This is a genomic window from Candidatus Pseudomonas auctus, assembly GCF_048654275.1.
GTDB classification, from domain to species: Bacteria; Pseudomonadota; Gammaproteobacteria; order Pseudomonadales; family Pseudomonadaceae; genus Aquipseudomonas; species Aquipseudomonas pharyngis.
Genome location: NZ_JBJYZK010000017.1, coordinates 14911 through 36982 on the forward strand (window position 1 = coordinate 14911; position 22072 = coordinate 36982).

General features: G+C 59.9%; 17 protein-coding genes. 11 read left to right on the top strand and 6 right to left on the bottom strand.

The genetic code is table 11. The features are described from left to right. The first annotated feature begins 56 nt into the window (after positions 1-56). Positions 57-1979: an ATP-binding cassette domain-containing protein gene (locus tag ACKUG4_RS24885; protein ID WP_445435047.1), complete on the top strand. Its 1923-nt coding sequence runs from the start codon at positions 57-59 to the stop codon at positions 1977-1979. 75 nt (positions 1980-2054) lie between these two features. Here the strand turns inward: ACKUG4_RS24885 and ACKUG4_RS24890 are convergent, their stop codons facing one another. Then, entirely contained in the window at positions 2055-2492 is a 438-nt protein-coding gene (locus ACKUG4_RS24890; protein ID WP_011335197.1) for a universal stress protein, read from the bottom strand. 103 nt (positions 2493-2595) lie between these two features. Here ACKUG4_RS24890 and ACKUG4_RS24895 point away from each other — a divergent pair, with 103 nt between their 5' ends. From ACKUG4_RS24895 to ACKUG4_RS24925, 7 genes are all read left to right on the top strand, one after another. Continuing rightward, positions 2596-3033 carry a hypothetical protein gene (locus ACKUG4_RS24895; RefSeq protein WP_445435048.1) on the top strand — a complete coding sequence of 146 codons (438 nt, stop codon included), beginning with the start codon at positions 2596-2598 and terminating at the stop codon, positions 3031-3033. A gap of 539 nt (positions 3034-3572) precedes the next feature. Then, positions 3573-5720: a fatty acid oxidation complex subunit alpha FadB gene (gene fadB / locus ACKUG4_RS24900; RefSeq protein ID WP_064598124.1), complete on the top strand. Its 2148-nt coding sequence runs from the start codon at positions 3573-3575 to the stop codon at positions 5718-5720. A 29-nt stretch (positions 5721-5749) separates the two neighbouring features. Next, positions 5750-6925, top strand: coding sequence for an acetyl-CoA C-acyltransferase FadA (gene fadA / locus ACKUG4_RS24905; protein WP_085613118.1), 1176 nt, complete (start codon positions 5750-5752; stop codon positions 6923-6925). Between the two features lie 99 nt (positions 6926-7024). Continuing rightward, positions 7025-7261, top strand: coding sequence for a DUF1653 domain-containing protein (locus tag ACKUG4_RS24910; protein WP_007953059.1), 237 nt, complete (start codon positions 7025-7027; stop codon positions 7259-7261). Positions 7262-7375: 114 nt separating this feature from the next. Beyond that, complete coding sequence (gene topA / locus ACKUG4_RS24915) at positions 7376-10006, top strand: type I DNA topoisomerase (protein WP_064598120.1); 2631 nt, start codon at positions 7376-7378, stop codon at positions 10004-10006. 174 nt (positions 10007-10180) lie between these two features. Continuing rightward, complete coding sequence (locus tag ACKUG4_RS24920; protein WP_064598118.1) at positions 10181-10705, top strand: DUF6586 family protein; 525 nt, start codon at positions 10181-10183, stop codon at positions 10703-10705. Between the two features lie 105 nt (positions 10706-10810). Then, a complete protein-coding gene (locus ACKUG4_RS24925; RefSeq protein WP_007953047.1) occupies positions 10811-11044 on the top strand; it encodes a hypothetical protein in 234 nt (77 codons plus the stop codon). An 86-nt stretch (positions 11045-11130) separates the two neighbouring features. On the opposite strand, the gene sulA is transcribed toward ACKUG4_RS24925, so the two are convergent. Together sulA and lexA are read right to left on the bottom strand one after the other, a co-directional pair. Next, a complete protein-coding gene (gene sulA, locus ACKUG4_RS24930; RefSeq protein WP_007953046.1) occupies positions 11131-11604 on the bottom strand; it encodes an SOS-induced cell division inhibitor SulA in 474 nt (157 codons plus the stop codon). 10 nt (positions 11605-11614) lie between these two features. After that, on the bottom strand, positions 11615-12223 hold the full coding sequence (gene lexA, locus ACKUG4_RS24935; protein WP_007953044.1) for a transcriptional repressor LexA: 609 nt from the start codon (positions 12221-12223) through the stop codon (positions 11615-11617). A 230-nt stretch (positions 12224-12453) separates the two neighbouring features. On the opposite strand from lexA, the gene psrA reads away from it, so the two are divergent. The 3 genes from psrA to ACKUG4_RS24950 all read left to right on the top strand — a co-directional run bounded on the left by psrA (position 12454) and on the right by ACKUG4_RS24950 (position 15081). Next, positions 12454-13161 (top strand): transcriptional regulator PsrA, encoded by a 708-nt coding sequence (gene psrA, locus ACKUG4_RS24940; RefSeq protein WP_085649303.1) that lies wholly within the window; start codon positions 12454-12456, stop codon positions 13159-13161. A gap of 170 nt (positions 13162-13331) precedes the next feature. Next, entirely contained in the window at positions 13332-14330 is a 999-nt protein-coding gene (gene nagZ, locus ACKUG4_RS24945) for a beta-N-acetylhexosaminidase (protein WP_172829541.1), read from the top strand. A gap of 13 nt (positions 14331-14343) precedes the next feature. Beyond that, a complete protein-coding gene (locus ACKUG4_RS24950) occupies positions 14344-15081 on the top strand; it encodes an S-methyl-5'-thioinosine phosphorylase (protein WP_064598112.1) in 738 nt (245 codons plus the stop codon). 114 nt (positions 15082-15195) lie between these two features. Here ACKUG4_RS24950 and ACKUG4_RS24955 read toward each other — a convergent pair whose 3' ends face one another. From ACKUG4_RS24955 to mfd, 3 genes are read right to left on the bottom strand one after another with little or no spacing between them, the layout of a single operon-like run. Then, positions 15196-17886, bottom strand: a complete 2691-nt coding sequence (locus ACKUG4_RS24955; RefSeq protein WP_236190832.1) for a DEAD/DEAH box helicase — start codon at positions 17884-17886, stop codon at positions 15196-15198. A gap of 11 nt (positions 17887-17897) precedes the next feature. Then, on the bottom strand, positions 17898-18464 hold the full coding sequence (locus ACKUG4_RS24960) for a CsiV family protein (RefSeq protein WP_064598109.1): 567 nt from the start codon (positions 18462-18464) through the stop codon (positions 17898-17900). A gap of 10 nt (positions 18465-18474) precedes the next feature. Next, positions 18475-21924, bottom strand: coding sequence for a transcription-repair coupling factor (gene mfd, locus ACKUG4_RS24965; protein ID WP_064598107.1), 3450 nt, complete (start codon positions 21922-21924; stop codon positions 18475-18477). Between the last annotated feature and the right edge of the window lie 148 nt (positions 21925-22072).

Consider the following 22072-nt stretch of genomic DNA (forward strand, 5'->3'; position numbering starts at 1 on the left):
CGGCCTGTTCGGGCCTCGATTCAGGTAGAATGCGCGCCCGGTTTTTGGAGAAGCTCATGACCCTGCTCAAATTCAGCGATGTGTCCCTTGCATTCGGCGCGATGCCGTTGTTGGACAAGGTGTCCTGGCAGATCGCCCGTGGTGAGCGGGTGTGCATCATCGGCCGCAACGGCACTGGCAAATCCAGCATGATGAAACTGGTCAAGGGCGACCAGAAGCCTGATGACGGCTCGGTGTGGCGTGCCCCCGGTCTGAAAATCGGTGAATTGCCGCAGGAATTGCCGGTGGCCGACGAGCGGACTGTGTTCGACGTGGTCGCCGAAGGTCTCGACGGCGTTGGCGCCTTGCTCGCCGAATACCATCACCTGAGCCAGAACATCGTCACCGATGCCGATCTGGACAAGCTGATGCACGTTCAGCACGACCTCGAAGCCCGCGATGGCTGGCGCTTGCAGACCCTGGTCGACAGCACCCTGAGCCGCCTGCAACTGCCGGCCGACAAGACCCTCGCCGAACTGTCCGGCGGCTGGCGTCGTCGTGTGTTGCTGGCGCAGGCGCTGGTGTCCGAACCGGATCTGCTGCTGCTCGACGAACCGACCAACCACCTGGACATCGGTGCGATTGCCTGGCTTGAAGAAGCGCTGAAGGATTTCCAGGGCGCCGTGCTGTTCATCACGCACGACCGTTCCTTCCTGCAAAACCTTGCCACCCGCATCCTCGAACTGGATCGCGGTGGCCTGATCGACTGGAACGGTGACTACGCCAGTTTCCTCGTCCATAAAGAAGCCGCACTGGCTGCCGAAGAAACCGCGAACGCGCTGTTCGACAAGCGTCTGGCCCAGGAAGAAGTGTGGATTCGCCAGGGCATCAAGGCCCGTCGCACCCGTAACGAAGGCCGCGTCCGTGCCCTGAAAGCATTGCGTGTTGAGCGCAGCGAGCGTCGCGAGCGCACCGGCAAGGCCAACATCCAGCTGGAAACAGCGGAGAAGTCCGGCAAGCAGGTGATGGTGCTGGATAACGTGAGCTTCGCGCATCCGGGCGGTCCGTTCCTGATCCGCGATTTCTCCATGGTGCTGCAACGCGGCGACCGGATCGGCCTGCTCGGCGCCAACGGTACCGGCAAGACTACCCTGCTGAAACTGATGCTCAGCGGTCTGCAACCGACCAGCGGCAAAGTGGAAGAGGGCACCAAGATCGACGTGGCCTACTTCGACCAGTTGCGTCATCAGCTGGATCTGGAAAAAACCGTGATCGATAACGTCGCCGAAGGTCGCGACTTCATCGATATCGACGGCCAGAGTCGCCACGTGTTGAGCTACCTCGGCGACTTCCTGTTCAGCCCGCAGCGTGCCCGCACGCCGGTGAAGGCGTTGTCCGGTGGCGAGCGTGCGCGTCTGTTGCTGGCCAAATTGTTCAGCAAGCCGGCGAACCTGCTGGTACTCGACGAACCGACCAACGACCTCGACGTGGAAACCCTCGAGCTGCTCGAAGAAGTGCTGCTGACCTTCAACGGCACCGTGCTGATGGTCAGCCACGACCGGGCATTCCTCGACAACGTGGTCACCAGCACCCTGGTCTTCGAAGGTGAAGGCAAGGTTCGCGAATACGTCGGCGGCTATCAGGACTGGATCCGTCAGGGCGGTTCGCCGCGTCTGCTGGGCGTGACGGAAAGCAAATCCGGCAAGGCTGACCTGAACTCGGCGGTGGTCACTGCTGAGCCGGCTCCGGTTGCCGCACCTGTTGCTGTGGCCCCGGCTGCGAAGAAGAAGCTGAGCTACAAGCTTCAACGCGAGCTGGAAGCCTTGCCGGGCGATATCGACGCCAAAGAGCAGCAGATTGCTGCTGTCGAGGCTGAAATGGCTGAGGCCGGTTTCTATCAGCGTCCGCCGGCCGAGACGGCCAAGGTCATTGCTTCTCTGGAGCAATTGCAGGCGGAGCTGGATGCCTTGGTCGAGCGCTGGGCCGAGCTCGACGCCTGATTGATTCCAGGCATGAAAAAGCCCGGCGTCCAGTGATGGGCGCCGGGCTTTTCAGCTTTTCATAAGTGACTGGTATCAGCGTTTGACCAGGTGCACCGCCAACACATCGCATGGTGCGCCGTGCAGCACGTCATTGGCGGTCGAGCCCAGCAACAATGCAAGACCATGCCGGCCGTGACTGCCGACCACGATCAGGTCGCACTGCTGTTCCTTGGCAAAATGGTGGATTTCCTGACGTGGCTGGCCATAGGTCAGGTGGCAGTTGGCGCCTTCGAGCTCGGTGTACTTGTGCTTCAGGCGTTCGAGTCGTTCCTTGGCCTGGTCGAACTGCTGTTGTTGCAGTTGTGACAGATCCATCGGCACGTCACCGCCGAAGGCCATGGCCATCGGTTCAACGATATGCACCAGCGACAGCTTGGCGCCATTGCTCACCGACAGCTCTCGGGCGCGGTGGATCACAGGGTCGCACTCTTCGGTCAGATCTACGGCGACCAGGATATGGTGGTAGGGCATGAGGTGCTCCTCGTGAGGGATCAATATTGGTAAGTATGGCTGGTTTCAAGCGCATTGGTTCCAAAGTGACGCAATGGGCTCATCAGGATTCGGGAGTAGAGATATGACGGTCTGGCTGGTGGTGTCAATCCTGCTGGTGGTGTTGAGTCCGCTGGCGTGGTTGCGCCCGTCCCGTGCACAGAGTGGCCGGATAGCCTTGCGCACGGAGGCCCGGCGCATCGGGCTGGCCATGCAGCTGGCACCTCAAGAGTGGCCGCACTGGATGTCTCAGGAGCCGCCGAACCCGTGTGCGCAATACCATCGGCCACGCCGTGGCAAGCAGCCGGCGTGCTGGACGTACTGGCAGAAATCACCGGGAGTGTGGGTCAATCAGTGGCAGGAAGTCTGTGAAGATCCGCTGTTGCTGAATTATTTCGAAAAATTGCCGGGCAATGTTTTCAAGGTCGAGGCGGACAAGCAGATGATCGCCCTCTATTGGGGCGAGAAGGGTGAAGCATCGGTTTTGCTGGACATTGATGCCACGCTGAAAGCGCTGGCATGACTCGCGGAATTTTCGCGCTGCAACGGCGCGAAATGTCCGGCAGACGAGCAATAAAAAGCCCGACATGATTCATCGGGCGGGGTTGGCCAGGCAGGCCGGAAAGTCTTTTTGGCGTTGAATCGGGTGATCCGGTCAACAAACGTGCGCCTGTTTTCCTTCGTAGTCCAGCCAGCGTAGCCTGTTAAACAAGGCGTGCCGTGAATTAGGGCGACTTTTCTAACTATTAATCTTATGAATGCCCTCACATGCAAGCGTGTGTGGCCGGGCTGCGTCCTACAGAAATGACCGCAAAGTCGCATTTCAACCCGTATTTAGGGCGATTGACAATTGTCGGAAATTCCGTGAAGGTGGCGTACCCAAATCAAACGGGCGTATGAATTGAGCGTTTGTATTGCAGACTGCTCCTACAGAATCCCGACTATCGCGTTGGCGGGTGTGCCGGGTGGATTGGTGTCAGCATTGACGAAAAAGCGTCCTGCCGAGCCATTCGCCTGCGTCCGACGTGTACTGTTCAGCTTCCATATCGTGGAGATCAGTTGATGATTTACGAAGGTAAAGCCATCACGGTTAAAGCTCTTGAAAGTGGCATCGTCGAATTGAAATTCGACCTCAAGGGTGAGTCCGTCAACAAGTTCAACCGTCTTACCCTGAACGAACTGCGTCAGGCCGTAGACACCATCAAGGCAGATGCTTCGATCAAGGGCGTGATCGTCAGCAGTGGCAAGGACGTGTTCATCGTCGGCGCCGACATCACCGAATTTGTCGACAACTTCAAGCTGCCGGATGCCGAGCTGGTTGCTGGCAATCTCGAAGCCAACAAGATCTTCAGCGATTTCGAAGACCTCAACGTTCCGACCGTCGCCGCGATCAATGGCATCGCTTTGGGCGGGGGGCTGGAAATGTGCCTGGCAGCGGACTACCGCGTCATGTCGACCAAGGCCAAGATTGGGCTGCCGGAAGTCAAACTGGGCATCTACCCGGGCTTCGGCGGTACCGTGCGTCTGCCGCGCCTGATCGGTGCCGACAACGCCATCGAGTGGATTGCCGCCGGCAAGGAAAACCGTCCTGAAGACGCGCTGAAAGTCGGCGCCGTCGATGCCGTGGTTGCCCCGGAAAAACTGCAGGATGCTGCCCTTGAACTGATCAAGCGCGCCATTTCCGGCGAGTTCGACTACAAGGCCAAGCGCCAGCCGAAGCTGGAAAAGCTCAAGCTGAACGCCATTGAACAAATGATGGCTTTCGAAACCGCCAAAGGTTTCGTGGCTGGCCAGGCGGGCCCGAACTACCCGGCCCCGGTCGAAGCGATCAAGACCATCCAGAAAGCCGCGAATTTCGGTCGTGACAAGGCGCTGGAAGTCGAAGCCGCAGGTTTCGTGAAACTGGCCAAGACCTCTGCCGCGCAGAGCTTGATCGGTCTGTTCCTGAACGATCAGGAACTGAAGAAAAAGGCCAAGGCCTACGACGAAATCGCCAAGGATGTGAAGCAGGCTGCCGTACTGGGCGCTGGCATCATGGGTGGCGGTATCGCCTATCAGTCGGCTTCCAAAGGTACGCCGATCCTGATGAAGGACATCAACGAGCACGGCATCGAGCAAGGTCTGGCTGAAGCCGCCAAGCTGCTGGTCGGTCGCGTTGATAAAGGCCGCATGACCGCCGCGAAAATGGCTGAAGTGCTCAACGGCATTCGTCCGACCCTGTCCTACGGCGATTTCGGTCACGTTGACCTGGTCGTTGAAGCCGTGGTCGAGAACCCGAAGGTCAAGCAAGCCGTTCTGGCGGAAGTCGAAGACAAGGTCAAAGAGGACACCATCCTCGCGTCCAACACCTCGACCATTTCCATCAGCCTGCTGGCCAAGGCCCTCAAGCGTCCGGAAAACTTCGTCGGCATGCACTTCTTCAACCCGGTGCACATGATGCCGCTGGTGGAAGTGATCCGTGGCGAGAAGTCCAGCGAGCTGGCCATCGCCACCACCGTTGCCTACGCCAAGAAAATGGGCAAGAACCCGATCGTCGTCAACGACTGCCCGGGCTTCCTGGTCAACCGCGTACTGTTCCCGTACTTCGGCGGTTTCGCCAAGCTGGTCAGCGCCGGTGTGGATTTCGTCCGTATCGACAAGATCATGGAAAAATTCGGCTGGCCGATGGGCCCGGCGTACCTGATGGACGTGGTCGGTATCGACACCGGTCACCACGGTCGTGACGTGATGGCCGAAGGCTTCCCGGACCGCATGAAGGACGATCGTCGTTCGGCCATCGACGTGCTTTACGAAGCCAAGCGTCTCGGTCAGAAGAACGGCAAGGGCTTCTATGCCTACGAGGCCGACAAGAAAGGCAAGCAGAAGAAAGTCGCCGATCCGTCGGTACTGGAAGTGCTCAAGCCGATCGTCTACGAGCAGCGCGAAGTCACTGACGAAGACATCATCAACTGGATGATGATCCCGCTGTGCCTGGAAACCGTGCGTTGCTTGGAAGACGGCATCGTCGAAACCGCCGCCGAAGCCGACATGGGTCTGGTCTACGGTATTGGTTTCCCTCCATTCCGTGGCGGTGCGCTGCGCTACATCGACTCGATCGGTGTTGCCGAGTTCGTTGCCCTGGCCGACCAGTACGCTGATTTGGGCGCGCTGTACCACCCGACCGCGAAGCTGCGCGAAATGGCCAAGAACGGCCAGAGCTTCTTCGGTTAAGCGCCCCCAACTAGAGTGAGAGTGAACTTATGAGCTTGAATCCTAGAGACGTCGTGATTGTCGACTTCGGTCGTACTCCGATGGGCCGCTCCAAGGGCGGCATGCACCGCAACACCCGCGCCGAAGACATGTCGGCGCACCTGATCAGCAAATTGCTGGAACGCAACACCAAGGTCGATCCTGCCGAAGTCGAGGACGTGATCTGGGGCTGCGTCAACCAGACCCTGGAGCAGGGCTGGAACATCGCGCGCATGGCGTCGCTGATGACCCAGATCCCTCACACCTCGGCCGGCCAGACCGTCAGCCGTCTGTGCGGCTCGTCGATGAGCGCGCTGCACACTGCTGCGCAAGCGATCATGACCGGTAACGGTGACGTGTTCGTGGTTGGCGGCGTCGAGCATATGGGTCACGTAAGCATGATGCACGGTGTCGATCCGAACCCGCACATGTCCCTGTACGCGGCGAAAGCCTCGGGCATGATGGGCCTGACCGCTGAAATGCTGGGCAAAATGCACGGCATCACTCGCGAACAGCAGGACGCCTTTGGCGTGCGTTCCCACCAGTTGGCCCACAAGGCGACTGTGGAAGGCAAGTTCAAGGACGAAATCATCCCGATGCAGGGTTACGACGAGAACGGTTTCCTGAAAACCTTCGACTACGACGAAACCATTCGTCCGGAAACCACCCTGGAAAGTCTGGCGGCTCTGAAGCCGGCGTTCAATCCAAAGGGCGGCACCGTGACGGCCGGTACTTCGTCGCAGATCACCGATGGTGCTTCGTGCATGATCGTGATGTCGGCACAGCGTGCACAGGACCTGGGCATCCAGCCTATGGCGGTGATTCGCTCGATGGCGGTAGCGGGTGTGGACCCGGCGATCATGGGCTATGGTCCGGTACCGGCTACTCAGAAAGCACTGAAACGTGCCGGCCTGGGTATCAACGATATCGACTTCTTCGAGCTCAACGAAGCGTTCGCCGCACAGGCCCTGCCAGTGCTGAAAGACCTGAAAGTGCTCGACAAGATGAATGAGAAGGTTAACCTGCACGGCGGCGCGATCGCCCTGGGTCACCCGTTCGGTTGCTCCGGTGCCCGTATTTCCGGCACGTTGCTGAACGTGATGAAGCAGAATGGCGGCACCTTCGGGGTGGCCACCATGTGCATTGGCCTCGGCCAAGGCATCTCCACCGTCTTCGAACGCGTTTAAGCGTCTCGTCGATGGAAGCCGGGGCCAAGTGCCCCGGTTTTTGTTTTTGCGGATTTATTTTTGTTTTTATTTTGAAAAAATTTGAGTGAGGGCCGAAGCATGCCGATACAACCTGGGCTCTACCAACATTACAAAGGTCCGCAGTACCGCGTATTCAGTGTCGCGCGGCATTCCGAGACCGAAGAAGAAGTAGTCTTTTACCAAGCCCTGTATGGCGATTACGGCTTTTGGGTACGTCCCTTGAGCATGTTCCTGGAGTCCGTCGAGGTTGACGGGGAGCAGGTCCCACGCTTTGCTTTGGTGCAAGCCGAACCGAGCCTTTTTTCGAAGCCGTAAGGCGAGTGCGCGCAAAACCCTGCGCTTGACCTCACCTTGTAGCCACTATATATAGCGGTGCCGCGTCAGGCGCCAACCGCCTTTCACTTCTAGAATTCAGGAATTTTCTGATCCATGGGCAAATCGCTGGTCATTGTGGAATCCCCGGCTAAGGCCAAGACCATCAACAAGTATCTGGGCAACCAATACGTGGTGAAGTCGAGTATCGGCCATATCCGAGACCTGCCCACCAGCGGTTCGGCTAGCGCCAGCAAGGAGCCTGCCGCCAAGCGTGGCAAGGCTGCTGCGGGCGAAGCGCCAGCGCTGTCGCCGAAAGAGAAGGCGCGCAAGCAGCTGGTCTCGCGTATGGGAGTCGATCCTGAACACGGCTGGAAAGCCAAGTACGAGATCCTCCCGGGCAAGGAAAAGGTCATCGAAGAGCTGCGCCGGCTCGCCAAGGATGCTGACACCATCTATCTCGCAACCGACTTGGACCGCGAGGGGGAAGCCATTGCCTGGCACCTGCGCGAAGCCATCGGTGGTGACGACAGCCGCTACAAGCGCGTGGTGTTCAACGAAATCACCAAGAAGGCGATTCAGGAAGCCTTCTCGGAACCGGGCGAACTCGACATCGATCGAGTGAACGCGCAGCAAGCCCGTCGTTTCCTCGACCGCGTCGTCGGCTACATGGTCTCGCCGCTGCTGTGGGCCAAGATCGCCCGTGGCCTGTCCGCCGGTCGCGTGCAATCGGTTGCCGTGAAACTGGTGGTCGAGCGTGAACGTGAAATCCGCGCGTTCAACCCGGAAGAGTACTGGGAAGTGCATGCCGATCTAGGCACCGCCAAAGGCTCGACCGTGCGTTTCGAAGTGGCTCGAGAGAAAGGCGAAGCCTTCAAGCCATTGAACGAAGCGCAGGCGACGGCCGCGCTGGAGAAGCTCAAGTCCTCCAGCTACAGCATCGTCAAGCGTGAAGACAAACCGACCAGCAGCAAGCCATCGGCACCGTTCATCACCTCCACACTGCAACAGGCCGCGAGCAACCGCTTGGGCTTCGGTGTGAAGAAAACCATGATGATGGCCCAGCGTCTCTACGAAGCCGGCTACATCACTTATATGCGTACCGACTCGACCAACCTCTCGGCTGATGCCGTGACGATGGCGCGCGATTACATCGAGACCGAGTTCGGCAAGAAGTATCTGCCGGAGTCGCCGAACGTCTACAGCAGCAAAGAAGGCGCACAAGAGGCTCACGAAGCGATTCGCCCTTCCGACGCTAACACCACACCAAGCAAGCTGGCTGGCATGGAGCGCGACGCTGAGCGCCTCTACGAGCTGATCTGGCGCCAGTTCCTGGCTTGCCAGATGTTGCCGGCGCAATACCTGTCGACCACTGTCAGCGTCGCTGCCGGCGATTTCGAGCTGCGCGCCAAGGGCCGCATCCTGAAGTTCGACGGTTACACCCGTGTGCTGCCGCAAATCACCAAACCTGGCGATGACGACGTTCTGCCGGACATGGCGCAGGGCGACGTGATGAAGCTGATCAAGCTCGATCCGTCCCAGCACTTCACCAAGCCGCCGGCCCGGTATTCGGAAGCCAGCCTGGTCAAGGAAATGGAAAAACGCGGCATCGGCCGTCCTTCGACCTATGCGGCGATCATCTCGACCATTCAGGATCGCGGCTACGTGACCCTGCACAACCGTCGTTTCTATTCGGAAAAGATGGGCGACATCGTTACCGAGCGTCTGTCGGAGAGCTTCTCCAATCTTATGGACTACGGTTTCACCGCCGGTATGGAAGAGAATCTCGATGACGTGGCTCAGGGCGAGCGCGACTGGAAAAACGTGCTGGATGAATTCTACGGCGACTTCAAGAAAAAACTTGAAGTAGCAGAGAATCCGGAAGCCGGCATGCGTGCCAATCAGCCGGTGATGACCGATATTCCGTGCACCACCTGCGGCCGTCCGATGCAGATTCGTACTGCCTCGACTGGTGTGTTCCTTGGTTGCTCGGGCTACAGCCTGCCGCCGAAAGAGCGCTGCAAGGCCACCGTCAACCTGGTGCCGGGCGATGAAATCGCGGCTGATGACGAAGGTGAGTCGGAATCCCTGGTATTGCGCGGCAAGCACCGCTGCCCGATCTGCAGCACGGCTATGGACGCTTACCTGCTCGACGAGAAGCGCAAGCTGCACATCTGCGGTAACAACCCGGATTGCGCCGGCTACGAGATCGAAGAGGGCAGCTACCGCATCAAGGGCTACGAAGGGCCGAGCCTGGAATGCGATAAGTGCGGCAGCGAGATGCAGCTCAAGACCGGCCGTTTCGGCAAGTTCTTCGGTTGCACCAACCCGACGTGCAAGAACACCCGCAAGCTGCTGAAAAGCGGTGACGCGGCGCCGCCGAAGATGGATCCGGTGAAGATGCCTGAGCTGAAATGCGAGAAGGTCAACGACACCTACATCCTGCGTGACGGAGCGTCCGGCCTGTTCCTGGCGGCCAGTCAGTTCCCGAAAAACCGCGAGACCCGTGCTCCGCTGGTGATCGAGATTCTGCCGCACAAGGACGAGATCGATCCGAAGTACCACTTCCTGTGCGAAGCGCCGCAGAAGGATCCGGATGGTCTGCCAGCCGTGATCCGCTACAGCCGCAAGACCAAAGAACAGTATGTTCAGACCGAAGTTGACGGCAAGCCGACTGGCTGGAAAGCGTTCTTTGACGGTGGCAAGTGGACGGTCGAGGACAAGCGTCCGGCGAAAGCCAAGGCGTGAGCTGACTCCGACCTTGCGATGGGCTGATGTTATCGGCCCAATACGACAAAAGGCCGCATGACAACCTTCGGGTTTTCATGCGGCCTTTTTGTTTAATGCTTGCGGTCGGATCGGCTGATCCACGACACTGTCCGGCCTGTGTGAAGCAATTATTTCGTTGTGGAGAGTGCCGACATGGCCAACGAACTCTATACCCGTACCAATCAGAAGATCTATTTCGCGGGTTTGTCGCTGGAAGCGCTGGCCAGGGCGGAAGAGGGGCGGGCGATGAACTCGCTGGCGCTGATTCAGGCCGGGCGCGAATCCGCATTGTTTCATCTCTATGGTGCGTTGTTGGGTTTGTGTCATGAAATTGCCGGTTTCTACCGTCTGCCGCAAGCCAATGCGGCGCGAGCGGAAGCCCTGCTGACCCGCGAAGTGCTGGAGTCGATCGCCATTCCAGAGTTGGCAGAGATGATTGAGCTGGCGGGCAATCCGGAGACCTGGCTGTCTAAGTTACTGGCCGCGCATTCGGCGTTGTTTCAGCCGCCACGCGTGCCACACAAGCCGAAGGGCGATGTGACGCAGCCATTGATTCAGGCAGTGAATCTGGATGAAGAAGAGGTGGTTGAAGAGTTGAGCCGTGAAGAGCTCGAGAGCTGGCGGCAGAACCTCAAGGGGCTGGCGCTCCGTTTCCGTGAAGGCTTGAGCGAGTGCTGAGGGGCGTGGGTTGGCGGCGACGAGAGGCGTGCTGCTGGTCAAGATCCCGAGCGAAGCCTGAATGATGTCTATATAATCCCTGCCTTTCGTGGAGATCAGACCTATATGCCAACGTCCTTTCTAGAAATTGTCGAGCTACCAGACGGCCGAATCGAACTGCGCAGGGCCGAGGACGAGGGTTCTCTGGTGACTCTGGATTTCTCCGAGGATGCCAAGGCGTTTTTGCAGGGCCAGCACGTTGAAATTGCCAAAGCGATGTTGAGCGTTGGCGTGCAAATGGCGGGGCGTATGGTTGAAGGCGAATTCGATAAAGATGAGGGGCCGCGGGTTCTTCATTGATTCGCTGTCTGTCAGCTACTGCTCCAGACCGGCTTCTCTATCCCTGGAGAAGCCCTGCGCTTAACGTGGCGCACATTGTTGCTGAATCACCCCAAACGAATGTTCAGGCTTTGAGCGTCCCCGGTGCGGGCGGCGCTGATCAGCTGTTGCCGTGATCCTGCGCTTAGTGGATTCAGCCACGTGACGACTGTGTGGCTGCGGCCCAGGCGTAATGCTTCGCAGGCCAGTTGCTGAGCGCTTTGGGCACCGCGCGGCTGTAACAGCAAAATGCGTTCGCGATTCAATCCAGCGTCCCGAAGCCAGGTCTGAGTCAGGCTGGCAGGCGGTGCAATCAGGGTCAGCCAGCGTGCGTCCTGATCCTCGCTCAGTTCGCGAAGAATCGGCGCCAGCAGGTTCAGGCAGTTTCCGGCCGCACCGCGCAGTGACAGCTCGCTGAACGCTTCAGGTTCGGTATTCCACGGACGCTCGACGACATCCTTGAGGATGGGGGCGATCGGTTGCGCCAGAAACGCTTCGAACAACGGCAGTTGTGTTTGCTGAGGTGCGTGTGGGAACTGCATAAAGCCTCCTTTAGCGGCGGATGACGCCGACACTCAAGCCTTCGATGACCAGTTCCTGGTCTTTCAGGTTGACTTCGATAGGGGCGAACTCGGGGTTTTCGGCAATCAGCCAGACTTTGCTGCCATCACGCTTGAAGCGTTTGACGGTGACTTCGTCGCCGATACGGGCAACCACGATCTGACCGTTGCGTGCCTCGCGGGTGGTGTGAACCGCCAGCAAGTCGCCGTCGAAAATACCGATGTCCTTCATGCTCATGCCGTGGACGCGCAACAGGTAGTCGGCGCGCGGATGAAAGAAGGCCGGGTTGATGTTGCAGGACTCTTCGATGTGTTGCTGGGCGAGGATCGGCGCACCGGCAGCCACTCGACCGATGATCGGCAGGGTGGACTCGTCGACCTTGGCTTCGAAGCCAGGGATTCGAATGCCGCGAGAGGCGCCAGGTGTCATCTCGATAGCGCCTTTGCGGGCGAGCGCCTTGAGGTGCTCTTCGGCCGCGTTGGGTGATTTGAAACCCAGTTCCTGAGCGATTTCCGCACGGGTCGGCGGGTAGCCGTTGTCTTCGAGGCAGCGTTTGATAAAGGCCAGAATCTCGGCTTGGCGTGGCGTCAGCTTAAGCATATTGATCGCTCTGTCTTTTTATACAGTGACTGGGATTATATACAGTGAAGCGGTCTTGGCAATCATCGTTTTTTGCCATGCCGCCGGACGGTCAGTGACGACCCTGATTAATGTGGCGTCCTTGTTGTGGTTAAATATCTGACTGACCATTCCCAAAACGAACCGGCAGGCTTGACAAGGCACAGACTGAAACGTATGTTTCAAACAAGTGTTTGTCAGGCGGAGTAGCCATGGCCCAGTCGGAAACCGTTGAACGCATTCTTGATGCTGCAGAACAGCTGTTCGCGGAAAAAGGTTTTGCTGAAACCTCATTGCGTCTGATCACCAGCAAGGCAGGGGTCAACCTCGCTGCGGTGAACTATCACTTCGGCTCGAAGAAGGCGCTGATCCAGGCGGTTTTCTCGCGCTTTCTCGGTCCGTTCTGCACCAGCCTCGACAAAGAGCTGGAGCGCCGCCAAGCCAAACCAGAGAACAAGCCTTCGCTCGAAGAGCTGCTGGAAATCCTCGTCGAGCAGGCGCTGGTGGTACAGCCACGCAGCGGCAACGATCTGTCGATCTTCATGCGTTTGCTCGGTCTGGCCTTCAGTCAGAGCCAGGGCCACTTGCGCCGTTATCTGGAAGACATGTACGGCAAGGTTTTCCGTCGCTACATGCTCTTGGTAAACGAAGCTGCCCCGCGTATTCCTCCGATCGAACTGTTCTGGCGCGTGCACTTCATGCTCGGCGCTGCGGCGTTCAGCATGTCCGGGATCAAGGCCTTGCGTGCGATTGCCGAGACCGATTTCGGCGTCAACACCTCCATCGAGCAGGTGATGCGTCTGATGGTGCCGTTCCTGGCGGCCGGCATGCGTGCCGAAACCGGCGTCACGGACACGGCCATGGCCACAGCGCAGTTGCGTCCACGCAGCAAATCCGCGCCGGTACCTGCCAAGGTTTGACCGTTCATGGGTGGGCGCGGCAGCTGACATCCGCTAAGCTAGCCGCCCATGTCGACTCTCGTTCTGAACCCGTTTCTCATTGAAATCACCGACCCGCCGGGCAATGTCCCTGGTGGTGATTTCGTGGGCGACGGGTTTTTCGTTTTCAAGGAATCTCTATGACTGCTGGCCTGCAAGGCTCGTTGATGGTGGACGTCGCCGGTACCTGGCTGACGGCCGAAGATCGCCAATTGTTGCGCCAGCCCGAAGTGGGCGGCCTGATCATTTTTGCCCGCAACATCGAGCATCCGCGTCAGGTACGCGAGCTGAGCGCGGCGATCCGTGCCATTCGTCCGGACTTGCTGCTGGCGGTGGATCAGGAAGGCGGTCGCGTCCAGCGTCTGCGTCAGGGCTTCGTCCGTTTGCCAGCCATGCGCGCCATCGCTGATAACCCGAACGCCGAGTATCTGGCCGAGCAATGCGGCTGGATCATGGCCACCGAAGTGCTGGCAGTCGGACTCGACCTGAGCTTCGCGCCGGTGCTGGATCTGGATTACCAGCGCAGCGCCGTGGTCGGCACCCGCTCGTTTGAAGGTGACCCGGAGCGCGCCGCACTGCTCGCAGGCGCTTTCATCAAAGGCATGAACAGCGCGGGCATGGCCGCCACCGGCAAGCATTTCCCCGGCCATGGCTGGGCGGAAGCCGACTCCCACGTCGCGATCCCCAACGACGAGCGCAGCCTCGAAGAGATCCGCGCCAACGACCTGGTGCCGTTCGCCAGACTCAGCAAGCAACTGGCCGCGGTCATGCCGGCTCACGTGATTTATCCGCAAGTCGACACACAACCTGCCGGTTTCTCCCGGCGCTGGCTGCAGGACATCCTGCGTGGCGAGTTGCAGTTCGACGGCGTGATCTTCAGCGATGACCTGTCGATGGCCGGCGCGCACGTGGTCGGCGACGCCGCCAGCCGTATCGAAGCGGCACTCAGTGCCGGTTGCGACATGGGTCTGGTCTGCAACGACCGCGCAGCCGCCGAGCTGGCCCTGAGCGCCGCGCAGCGCATGAAGGTCAAGCCGTCGCCGCGCATCGCACGCATGCGCGGTCAGGCATTCGCCAATACCGAATACCGTCAGGATCCGCGCTGGCTGACCGCTGTCGGCGCGCTCAAAGACGCTCAACTGATCGATTAAGGATTTTTTCGCTATGACGGTTTACGCAATCATTGGCGGCACCGGCCTGACCCAGCTGGAAGGCCTGAGCATTCGTCAGTCGCTGGCGGTGGATACGCCTTATGGCGCGCCATCGGCCGAGGTCCAGATTGGCGAATACGCCGGCAAGGAAGTGCTGTTCCTCGCTCGTCACGGTCACCCGCATCGCTTCCCGCCGCACAAGGTCAACTACCGCGCCAACCTGTGGGCGTTGAAGCAGGCCGGAGCCGAAGCGATCATTGCGGTCAACGCCGTGGGTGGGATTCATCCAGCGATGGGCACCGGGCATTTCTGCGTGCCGCATCAGATCGTGGACTACACCAGTGGTCGCGAGCACACCTATTTCGCCGATGATCTGGAACATGTCACACACATCGACTTCAGCTTTCCCTACAGCGAACCGCTGCGTCAGCGACTGATTGCTGCATTGGCCGCGGAAGGGTGCGAGTACAGCGATCAAGGCGTTTATGCCTGCACCCAGGGCCCGCGTCTGGAAACCGTGGCCGAGATCGTGCGACTGGAGCGTGACGGCTGCGACATCGTCGGCATGACCGGCATGCCGGAAGCGGCGCTGGCTCGCGAGCTGGATCTGGATTACGCGTGTCTGTCGCTGGTGGTGAATCCGGCGGCGGGCAAGACCACGGAAGTGATCACCATGGCCGAGATCGAGCAGGCGTTGCACGACGGCATGGGCAAAGTGAAGTCGACGTTGGCGCGGGTGCTGAAGGGCTGAGTCTGGCTCGAAACCGAGTCGAGCCATTCGCGGGCAAGCCCGCTCCCACAGGTTAAGCGCTATCTCTGTGGGAGCGGGCTTGCCCGCGAATCGATCTGGTAGACGACAAAGACTTCAGCGCTTGTCGAATTTGTCCGGCAGCGGCGCAAACAGCGCCTCGATATCATCACTCTGCAATTTCCAGTCCCCGGCCTTGCGCCCATCCAGCACGCCGGCCGCCAGGTCGGATTTTTCCCGCTGCAAGTGTTGAATCTTCTCCTCGACCGTGCCCCGGGCAATCATCTTGTAGACGAACACCGGCTTCTCCTGGCCAATGCGATACGCGCGGTCGGTTGCCTGATTTTCGGTCGCCGGGTTCCACCACGGATCGTAGTGAATCACGGTGTCCGCTTCTGTCAGGTTTAGACCCACGCCGCCAGCCTTCAGGCTGATGAGAAAGATCTGACGCTTGCCGCTCTGGAATTCCTTCACCGGTGTACGCCGATCACGGGTCTGTCCCGTCAACAGCGCATAGGCGACATTGCGTTTTTTCAGCTCGTCCTCGATCAGTGACAGCATCGAAGTGAACTGCGAAAACAGCAGAATCCGCCGGCCTTCCTCAAACAACTCCTCGAGCATTTCCATCAGACTGTCGAGCTTGCCCGACGTGCTGCCGCGAGCGGGCAGGGTGGCGTCATTGACCAGGCGCAAATCGCAACAGACCTGACGCAGCTTGAGCAACGCTTCAAGAATGATGATCTGACTGCGCGCCACGCCTTTACGGGTGATTTCGTCGCGAACCTTTTTATCCATGGCCAGGCGCATGGTTTCGTACACGTCGCGCTGCGCTTCGTTGAGCTCGACCCAATGAATGATTTCGGTTTTCGGCGGCAGCTCGGTCGCAACCTGCTCTTTGGTGCGGCGCAGCAGAAACGGTTTGATCCGACCGTTGAGGTGCTGAAGTCTGACTTCGCTCGCGCGTTTTTCAATCGGCACGCGGTAATCGGCGTTGAAGCTTTTGACGTCGCCGAGCCAGCCGGGCAGCAGAAAGTGAAACAGCGACCACAGTTCGCCCAAGTGGTTCTCCAGCGGCGTCCCGCTCAGGCACAGGCGCTGACGCGCATTGAGTTCACGGGCAGCCTGGGCGGCTTTGCTGTTCGGGTTCTTGATGTACTGCGCTTCATCCAGCACCAGCACGTGCAGCGGCTGCTGGGCCAGACGTTCGACATCCTTGGGCAGCAGCGCATAGGTTGTGAGGATCAGGTCGTAATCGGCCAGATGCTCGAAATGCTTTTTGCGGCTTGCGCCGTACAGGGCGACCACCTTGAGCTGCGGCGTGAAGTGCGCTGCTTCGTCCAGCCAGTTGGGAATCAGGCTGGTAGGCATCACCACCATGCACGGCCGATCCAGGCGTCCGGCGTTCTTCTCGCTGAGAATATGCGCCAGTGTCTGTAGGGTTTTACCCAGCCCCATGTCGTCCGCGAGAATCCCGCCGACCTCAAGTTGCCGCAGCGACTGCATCCAGCTCAAGCCTTCGAGCTGATAAGGACGAAGCGTCGCATTCAGTCCCTTCGGTGCTTTGGCGCTGTAATCGCGGATATCACGCAAGCGCTGGGCGAAGCTGCGAATCTGCTCGCCACCCTCCCAGAGCAGGGGAATGCCTTCCAGCGAGTTCAGGCGCGTGGCGTCGGCCTTGCTCAGGCGCAGGGTGGTTTCGCCCGGTTCCTGCAAATAAAACTCGCCCAAGGTCGCCAACACCGGTTTCAGCCGGCCGAGGGGCAGGGCGACTTGCAGCGGCCCGTGCTCGCTGTTGCGTTGCGGGATGTTCACCAGAATCAGTTCATCGTCGCGACGTCGGGCGAGACGTTCCGGATTGAGGATTTCCGTGTGCGAACGCATCAGGTTGAGCAGGATCGGCAGCAGGCTCAGGCGCTCACCGTTAACGATGATCCCCAGCTCCAGATCGAACCAGTCGCGCTCCGGCGTCTGCTCGACGGTGGCGTACCAATCGTCAACGGCGGTCAGGTCGAAGCCGAACTCATCGTCGACCAGCAACTCCCAGCCCTGGGTGCGCAGTTTCGGCAGATCGTTGAGGGTGAACGTCAGCCAGGCGCTGTCGTTGACCATCTCGTAGAGTTCGCCGGCGCTTTCCGGCAGGGCCTTGCTCTGCCGGGTGGCGATGCGGAAACCGAGAATTCGCAGCTGCTCGCGGTAGCTTTGCTCGACGTCCGGATGGCGCTTGACCCGCAGGGTCTGCGCTTCCTGGCGAATCAGAATGTCGCTGTTCTTCTGGCCGCTGACGTATTCGTCGAGGTAACTGAAGGACAGCGCCGCACGATGCTGGATGTAACGCTGCATCTTGCCGTTGCGCGGTTCGAACGCGCTGAATTCGACGCTGGCCAGCCACAAACGCGGCACCGGTTGCACGTTGTCCACCAGCACTTGCGGCGGCGCTTTCGGGCTGCGGTTTTCCAGCACAGCCTGGAGTTTTTCCAGCAGTTCGGCGTCTTTGGCAGCGGCGGGGTATTCGAGGGTTTCCTGCACTTGCAGCAACACCGCCGCGCAATGTTTGCAGTTGCTGTGTACCGGGCAGGTGCAGGTAGCGTCGACCATCAGCAGCGTGCCTTTGGCTGACTCGCGCAGGTGAATCGTCTGACGGTAGACGTTACCGCCAGAGCCTTCGCAACTGGCGGTAATGGTCGCGTCGCCGACCTGCACGAATCGCACCCGGTTTTCCAGTGCGTAGCGGCGGCCGCGCTCCAGGCTTTGTTCCTTGAATCGGCTGACCCAGGAGGAGGCCAGCGGTTTACTCAGTGGCGGGGGCATAAGGACTTCGATCAGTCCGGAACGACTTCAGGCGCTTCCCGAGGCGCGGGCGCCGTCAGTGAAGTGATCTTGATCAGCAGGGCCAGGTGGCCGTTATCGAGGTAGTTGAGTTGGCCGTTCTTGGTGTGGCTGTCCTGTTTCAGGCGCTCGCTGGCGGTGACCATGCCGTTGGCGTCGATCTGGTTGACCCAGAAGTCGGCGTTCACGTCGGTGAAGCGCCCGAGCTTCATTTCAATCGTGCCTTCGATCGGGAACTGGCCGAACTGCTCCTGACCTTCGCTGACCGCAACTTTGGCAGGCGTCTCGCCCAGGGTCTGCTGCCAGGCCTTATGCATCAGCACGCTGTACTCGCCGCTGGCGGTGAGTTTGGTCACAACGTCGTTCAGCGCCGGCGTGCGTTTGCTGTCATCGCCCAGCCGCTGGGCGCCTGCCGCCCAGTCTTCCGGTGCGGCGCGGCTGATAATCGCCGGTACAGCGTTCTGGCGTACCAGAATCATTTCGACCTGATACAGGTCATCGGCAAACGCCGTCGGTGCTACAAGCGTCAGTAGCAAGGTCAATGAGCGAAACAGGCGCATGCGGCGTCCTTCAAGCAGTTTTCGGGATGAGGCGCTCGAACAGCGCCTCCACAGTATTAAAGCGCTCTTCCGGGCGCTCCATCGGCACCTGGAACTTGAACATCGTGGCGCCTTCGAACTTGTAGCGTTTTGGCTGACTCTGGATCAGTTTGATCAGGGTCATCGGGTCGACCGGCGTCTGTGCCGCGAACTCGATGCGCCCACCTTGCGGGCCGCCATCGACTTTCTTGATGCCCAGTTGCTCGGCCTGCAATTTCAGCGCCGTGATGCGCACCAGATTCTTGGTCGGCTCCGGCAGCAGACCGAAGCGGTCGATCATCTCGACCTGCAGATCCTTCAGACCTTCCTCGTCGGTGGCCGAAGCGATGCGCTTGTAAAGGATCAGGCGGGCGTGCACGTCCGGCAGGTAATCTTCCGGAATCAGCGCCGGCACCCGCAGGTTGACTTCCGGGCCACCGCCGAGCGGTTGGTCGAGGTTGGGCTGTTCACCCTTGCGGATCGACTTCACCGCGCGCTCGAGCATTTCCATGTACAGGGTGAATCCAACGGCCTGAATCTGCCCGCTCTGGCCGTCGCCCAGCAGCTCGCCGGCACCACGGATTTCCAGGTCGTTGGTGGCCAGCACGAAGCCAGCGCCCAGATCCTGAGTATTGGCAATCGCCTCCAGACGTTTTTCCGCATCGCCGGTGATCTGCTGGCGCGGTGGGGTCAGCAGGTAGGCGTAAGCCTGGTGGTGGCTACGCCCAACGCGGCCGCGCAACTGGTGCAACTGCGCCAGACCGAACTTGTCGGCACGCTCGATGATGATGGTGTTGGCGCTCGGCACGTCGATGCCGGTCTCGATGATGGTCGAGGCGATCAGCACGTTGAAGCGCTTGTGGTAGAAGTCGCTCATCACCTGTTCGAGTTCGCGTTCGCGCATCTGCCCGTGGCCGATGCCGATTCGCGCTTCCGGCACCAGTTCGGCCAGTTCGGCGGCGCATTTCTCGATGGTTTTCACGTCGTTGTGCAGGTAATAGACCTGACCGCCACGCAGCAACTCACGCAGCAGGGCTTCTTTGACCGTGCTCTTGTTCTGCTCCATGACGAAGGTGCGCACCGACAGGCGTCGCGCCGGTGGTGTGGCGATGATCGACAGGTCGCGCATGCCCGACACCGCCATGTTCAGCGTGCGCGGAATCGGCGTGGCGGTCAGCGTAAGAATGTCGACTTCGCTGCGCAGAGCCTTGAGCTGTTCCTTCTGGCGGACACCGAAACGGTGCTCTTCGTCGATGATCACCAGCCCGAGGTTTTTGATCTTGACGTCGTCCTGCAGCAGCTTGTGAGTGCCGATCACGATATCGATATTGCCTTCGGCCAACTGAGCGACTGCAGCGTTCACTTCCTTGGCCGACTTGAAGCGGCTCATCACTTCCACGGTCACCGGCCAGTCGGCGAAGCGGTCGCGGAAGCTGTTGTAGTGCTGCTGGGCGAGCAGGGTGGTCGGCACGAGGATCGCCACTTGCTTGCCGCCGTGCACGGCGATGAACGCGGCGCGCATGGCGACTTCGGTCTTGCCGAAACCCACATCGCCGCAGACCAGGCGATCCATCGGCTTCGGCGCGAGCATGTCTTCGCGCACGGCTTCGATGGTGGATTGCTGGTCCGGGGTTTCTTCGAACGGGAAACCGGCGCTGAACGTCGCGTAATCGGCCTTCGGATCGGCAAATGCATAACCTTCGCGGGCGGCGCGACGGGCGTAGATGTCGAGCAGTTCGGCGGCCACGTCGCGGACCTGTTCAGCGGCCTTGCGCTTGGCTTTCTGCCAGGTCTCGGAGCCGAGGCGGTGCAGCGGGGCCAGTGCGTCGTCGCTGCCGGTGTAACGGGCGATCAAATGCAGGTTGGCCACCGGCACGTAGAGCTTGGCGTTCTCGGCGTATTCGAGGGTCAGGAATTCGGCAGCCTGATTGTCGATTTCCAGAATCGTCAGGCCGAGATAACGACCGACACCATGGTCGATGTGCACCACCGGCGCGCCTTCGCGCAGCTCGGTGAGGTTCTTGATCACCGCATCGTTGTTGGCATCGGCGCGCTTTTCGCGACGGCGACGCTGCATCACGCGCTGGCCGAACAGCGGACTTTCCGCGACCAGTGCCAGGGCCGGCTCGTCCAGCATCAGGCCTTCGTCGAGCGGGGCGATGGTGATCGCCAGACGATCCTTGCTCGCGACAAAGTCCGGCCAGCTATCGACGGTTTTCGGGCGCAGCTTCAGGCGCTCGAGCAATTCCAGCAGTACTTCGCGACGACCTGCGGATTCGGCGGTGAACAGCACGCGCCCCGGGAATTCGTCGAGGAAGGCGGAAAGCGCGGCCAGTGGTTGCGTGGCCTTGGCCTCGATCGCCAGGTTCGGCAATGCCTGCGCCGGGAAGCGCTCGCGGCCTGCGCCGGTTTCCACATCCTGCTGGCTGGCGATTACGCGCGGCCAGTTCTTCAGGCGGGCGAAGCAATCTTCCACCGGCAGGAACAGTTCGGCTGGCGGCAATAAAGGACGCGATGGGTCGACGCGACGCTCTTCATAGCGGTTTCGCACATCGTTCCAGAAGTTTTCCGCCGCCTGCTCGATGCCCGGCAGCGAGAACACTTGCGTGTCTTGCGGCAGGTAATCGAACAGGGTCGACGTTTCTTCGAAGAACAGTGGCAGGTAGTACTCGATACCGGCCGGCGTGATGCCGCTGCTCAGGTCCTGGAAGATCGGGCAGCGGCGGAAATCGACGTCGAAGCGCTCGCGAAAGCGCGCCTTGAAGCGGGTGACCGCCTCTTTTTGCAGTGGGAATTCCTTGGCCGGCAGCAGCTTGACCGAATCGACCTTTTCAATGGAACGCTGGTTTTCCGGGTCGAAAGTGCGCAGGGTTTCGATTTCGTCGTCGAACAAGTCGATGCGATAGGGCAGTTTGCTGCCCATCGGGAACAGGTCGATCAGTGCACCGCGGACCGTGAACTCGCCGTGCTCGTAGACGGTGTCGACGTAGCGATAGCCGCTGGCTTCGAGCCGCGAGCGCATCTGCTCGACATCGAGTTTCTGCCCGACATCCAGCACCAGGCTGCTGCCGAGCAGGAATTTGGTCGGCGCCAGACGATGCAGGGCGGTGGTGATCGGCACCACCAGCACGCCATGTTCCAGCTCCGGCAGCCTATAAAGGCTGGCGATGCGCTGGGAAATGATGTCCTGGTGCGGCGAAAACAGATCGTAGGGCAGGGTTTCCCAGTCCGGGAAATGCAGCACCGGCAAATCCGGGGCGAAGAAACTCAGCTCCTGTTCCAGCCGTTCGGCACTCTGGCTGTCGGCGGTCAAAAGCAGCGTGAAGCGCTTGGCAGCGCTGGCAGCCTCGGCAATCGCCAGGCTCAGGGCGGCACCGGGGAGGTTGCCCCAGTGCTGTTTACCTGCCGCAGCAGGGAGAAGCGGTAGACGCAGAACAGGCACGGAAGGTTGAGCTCCAGGCGTTGCGACAAAGTCGGTAATTGTAGCGGCGTCCGGTGCCGCCTGTCAGTTGCAGGATGCGTCTATCTGCACCGTTTGGGAAAAATGTAGTGGTAACCATAAAAACCAGCGCTTTTTTTACGGTTATGTA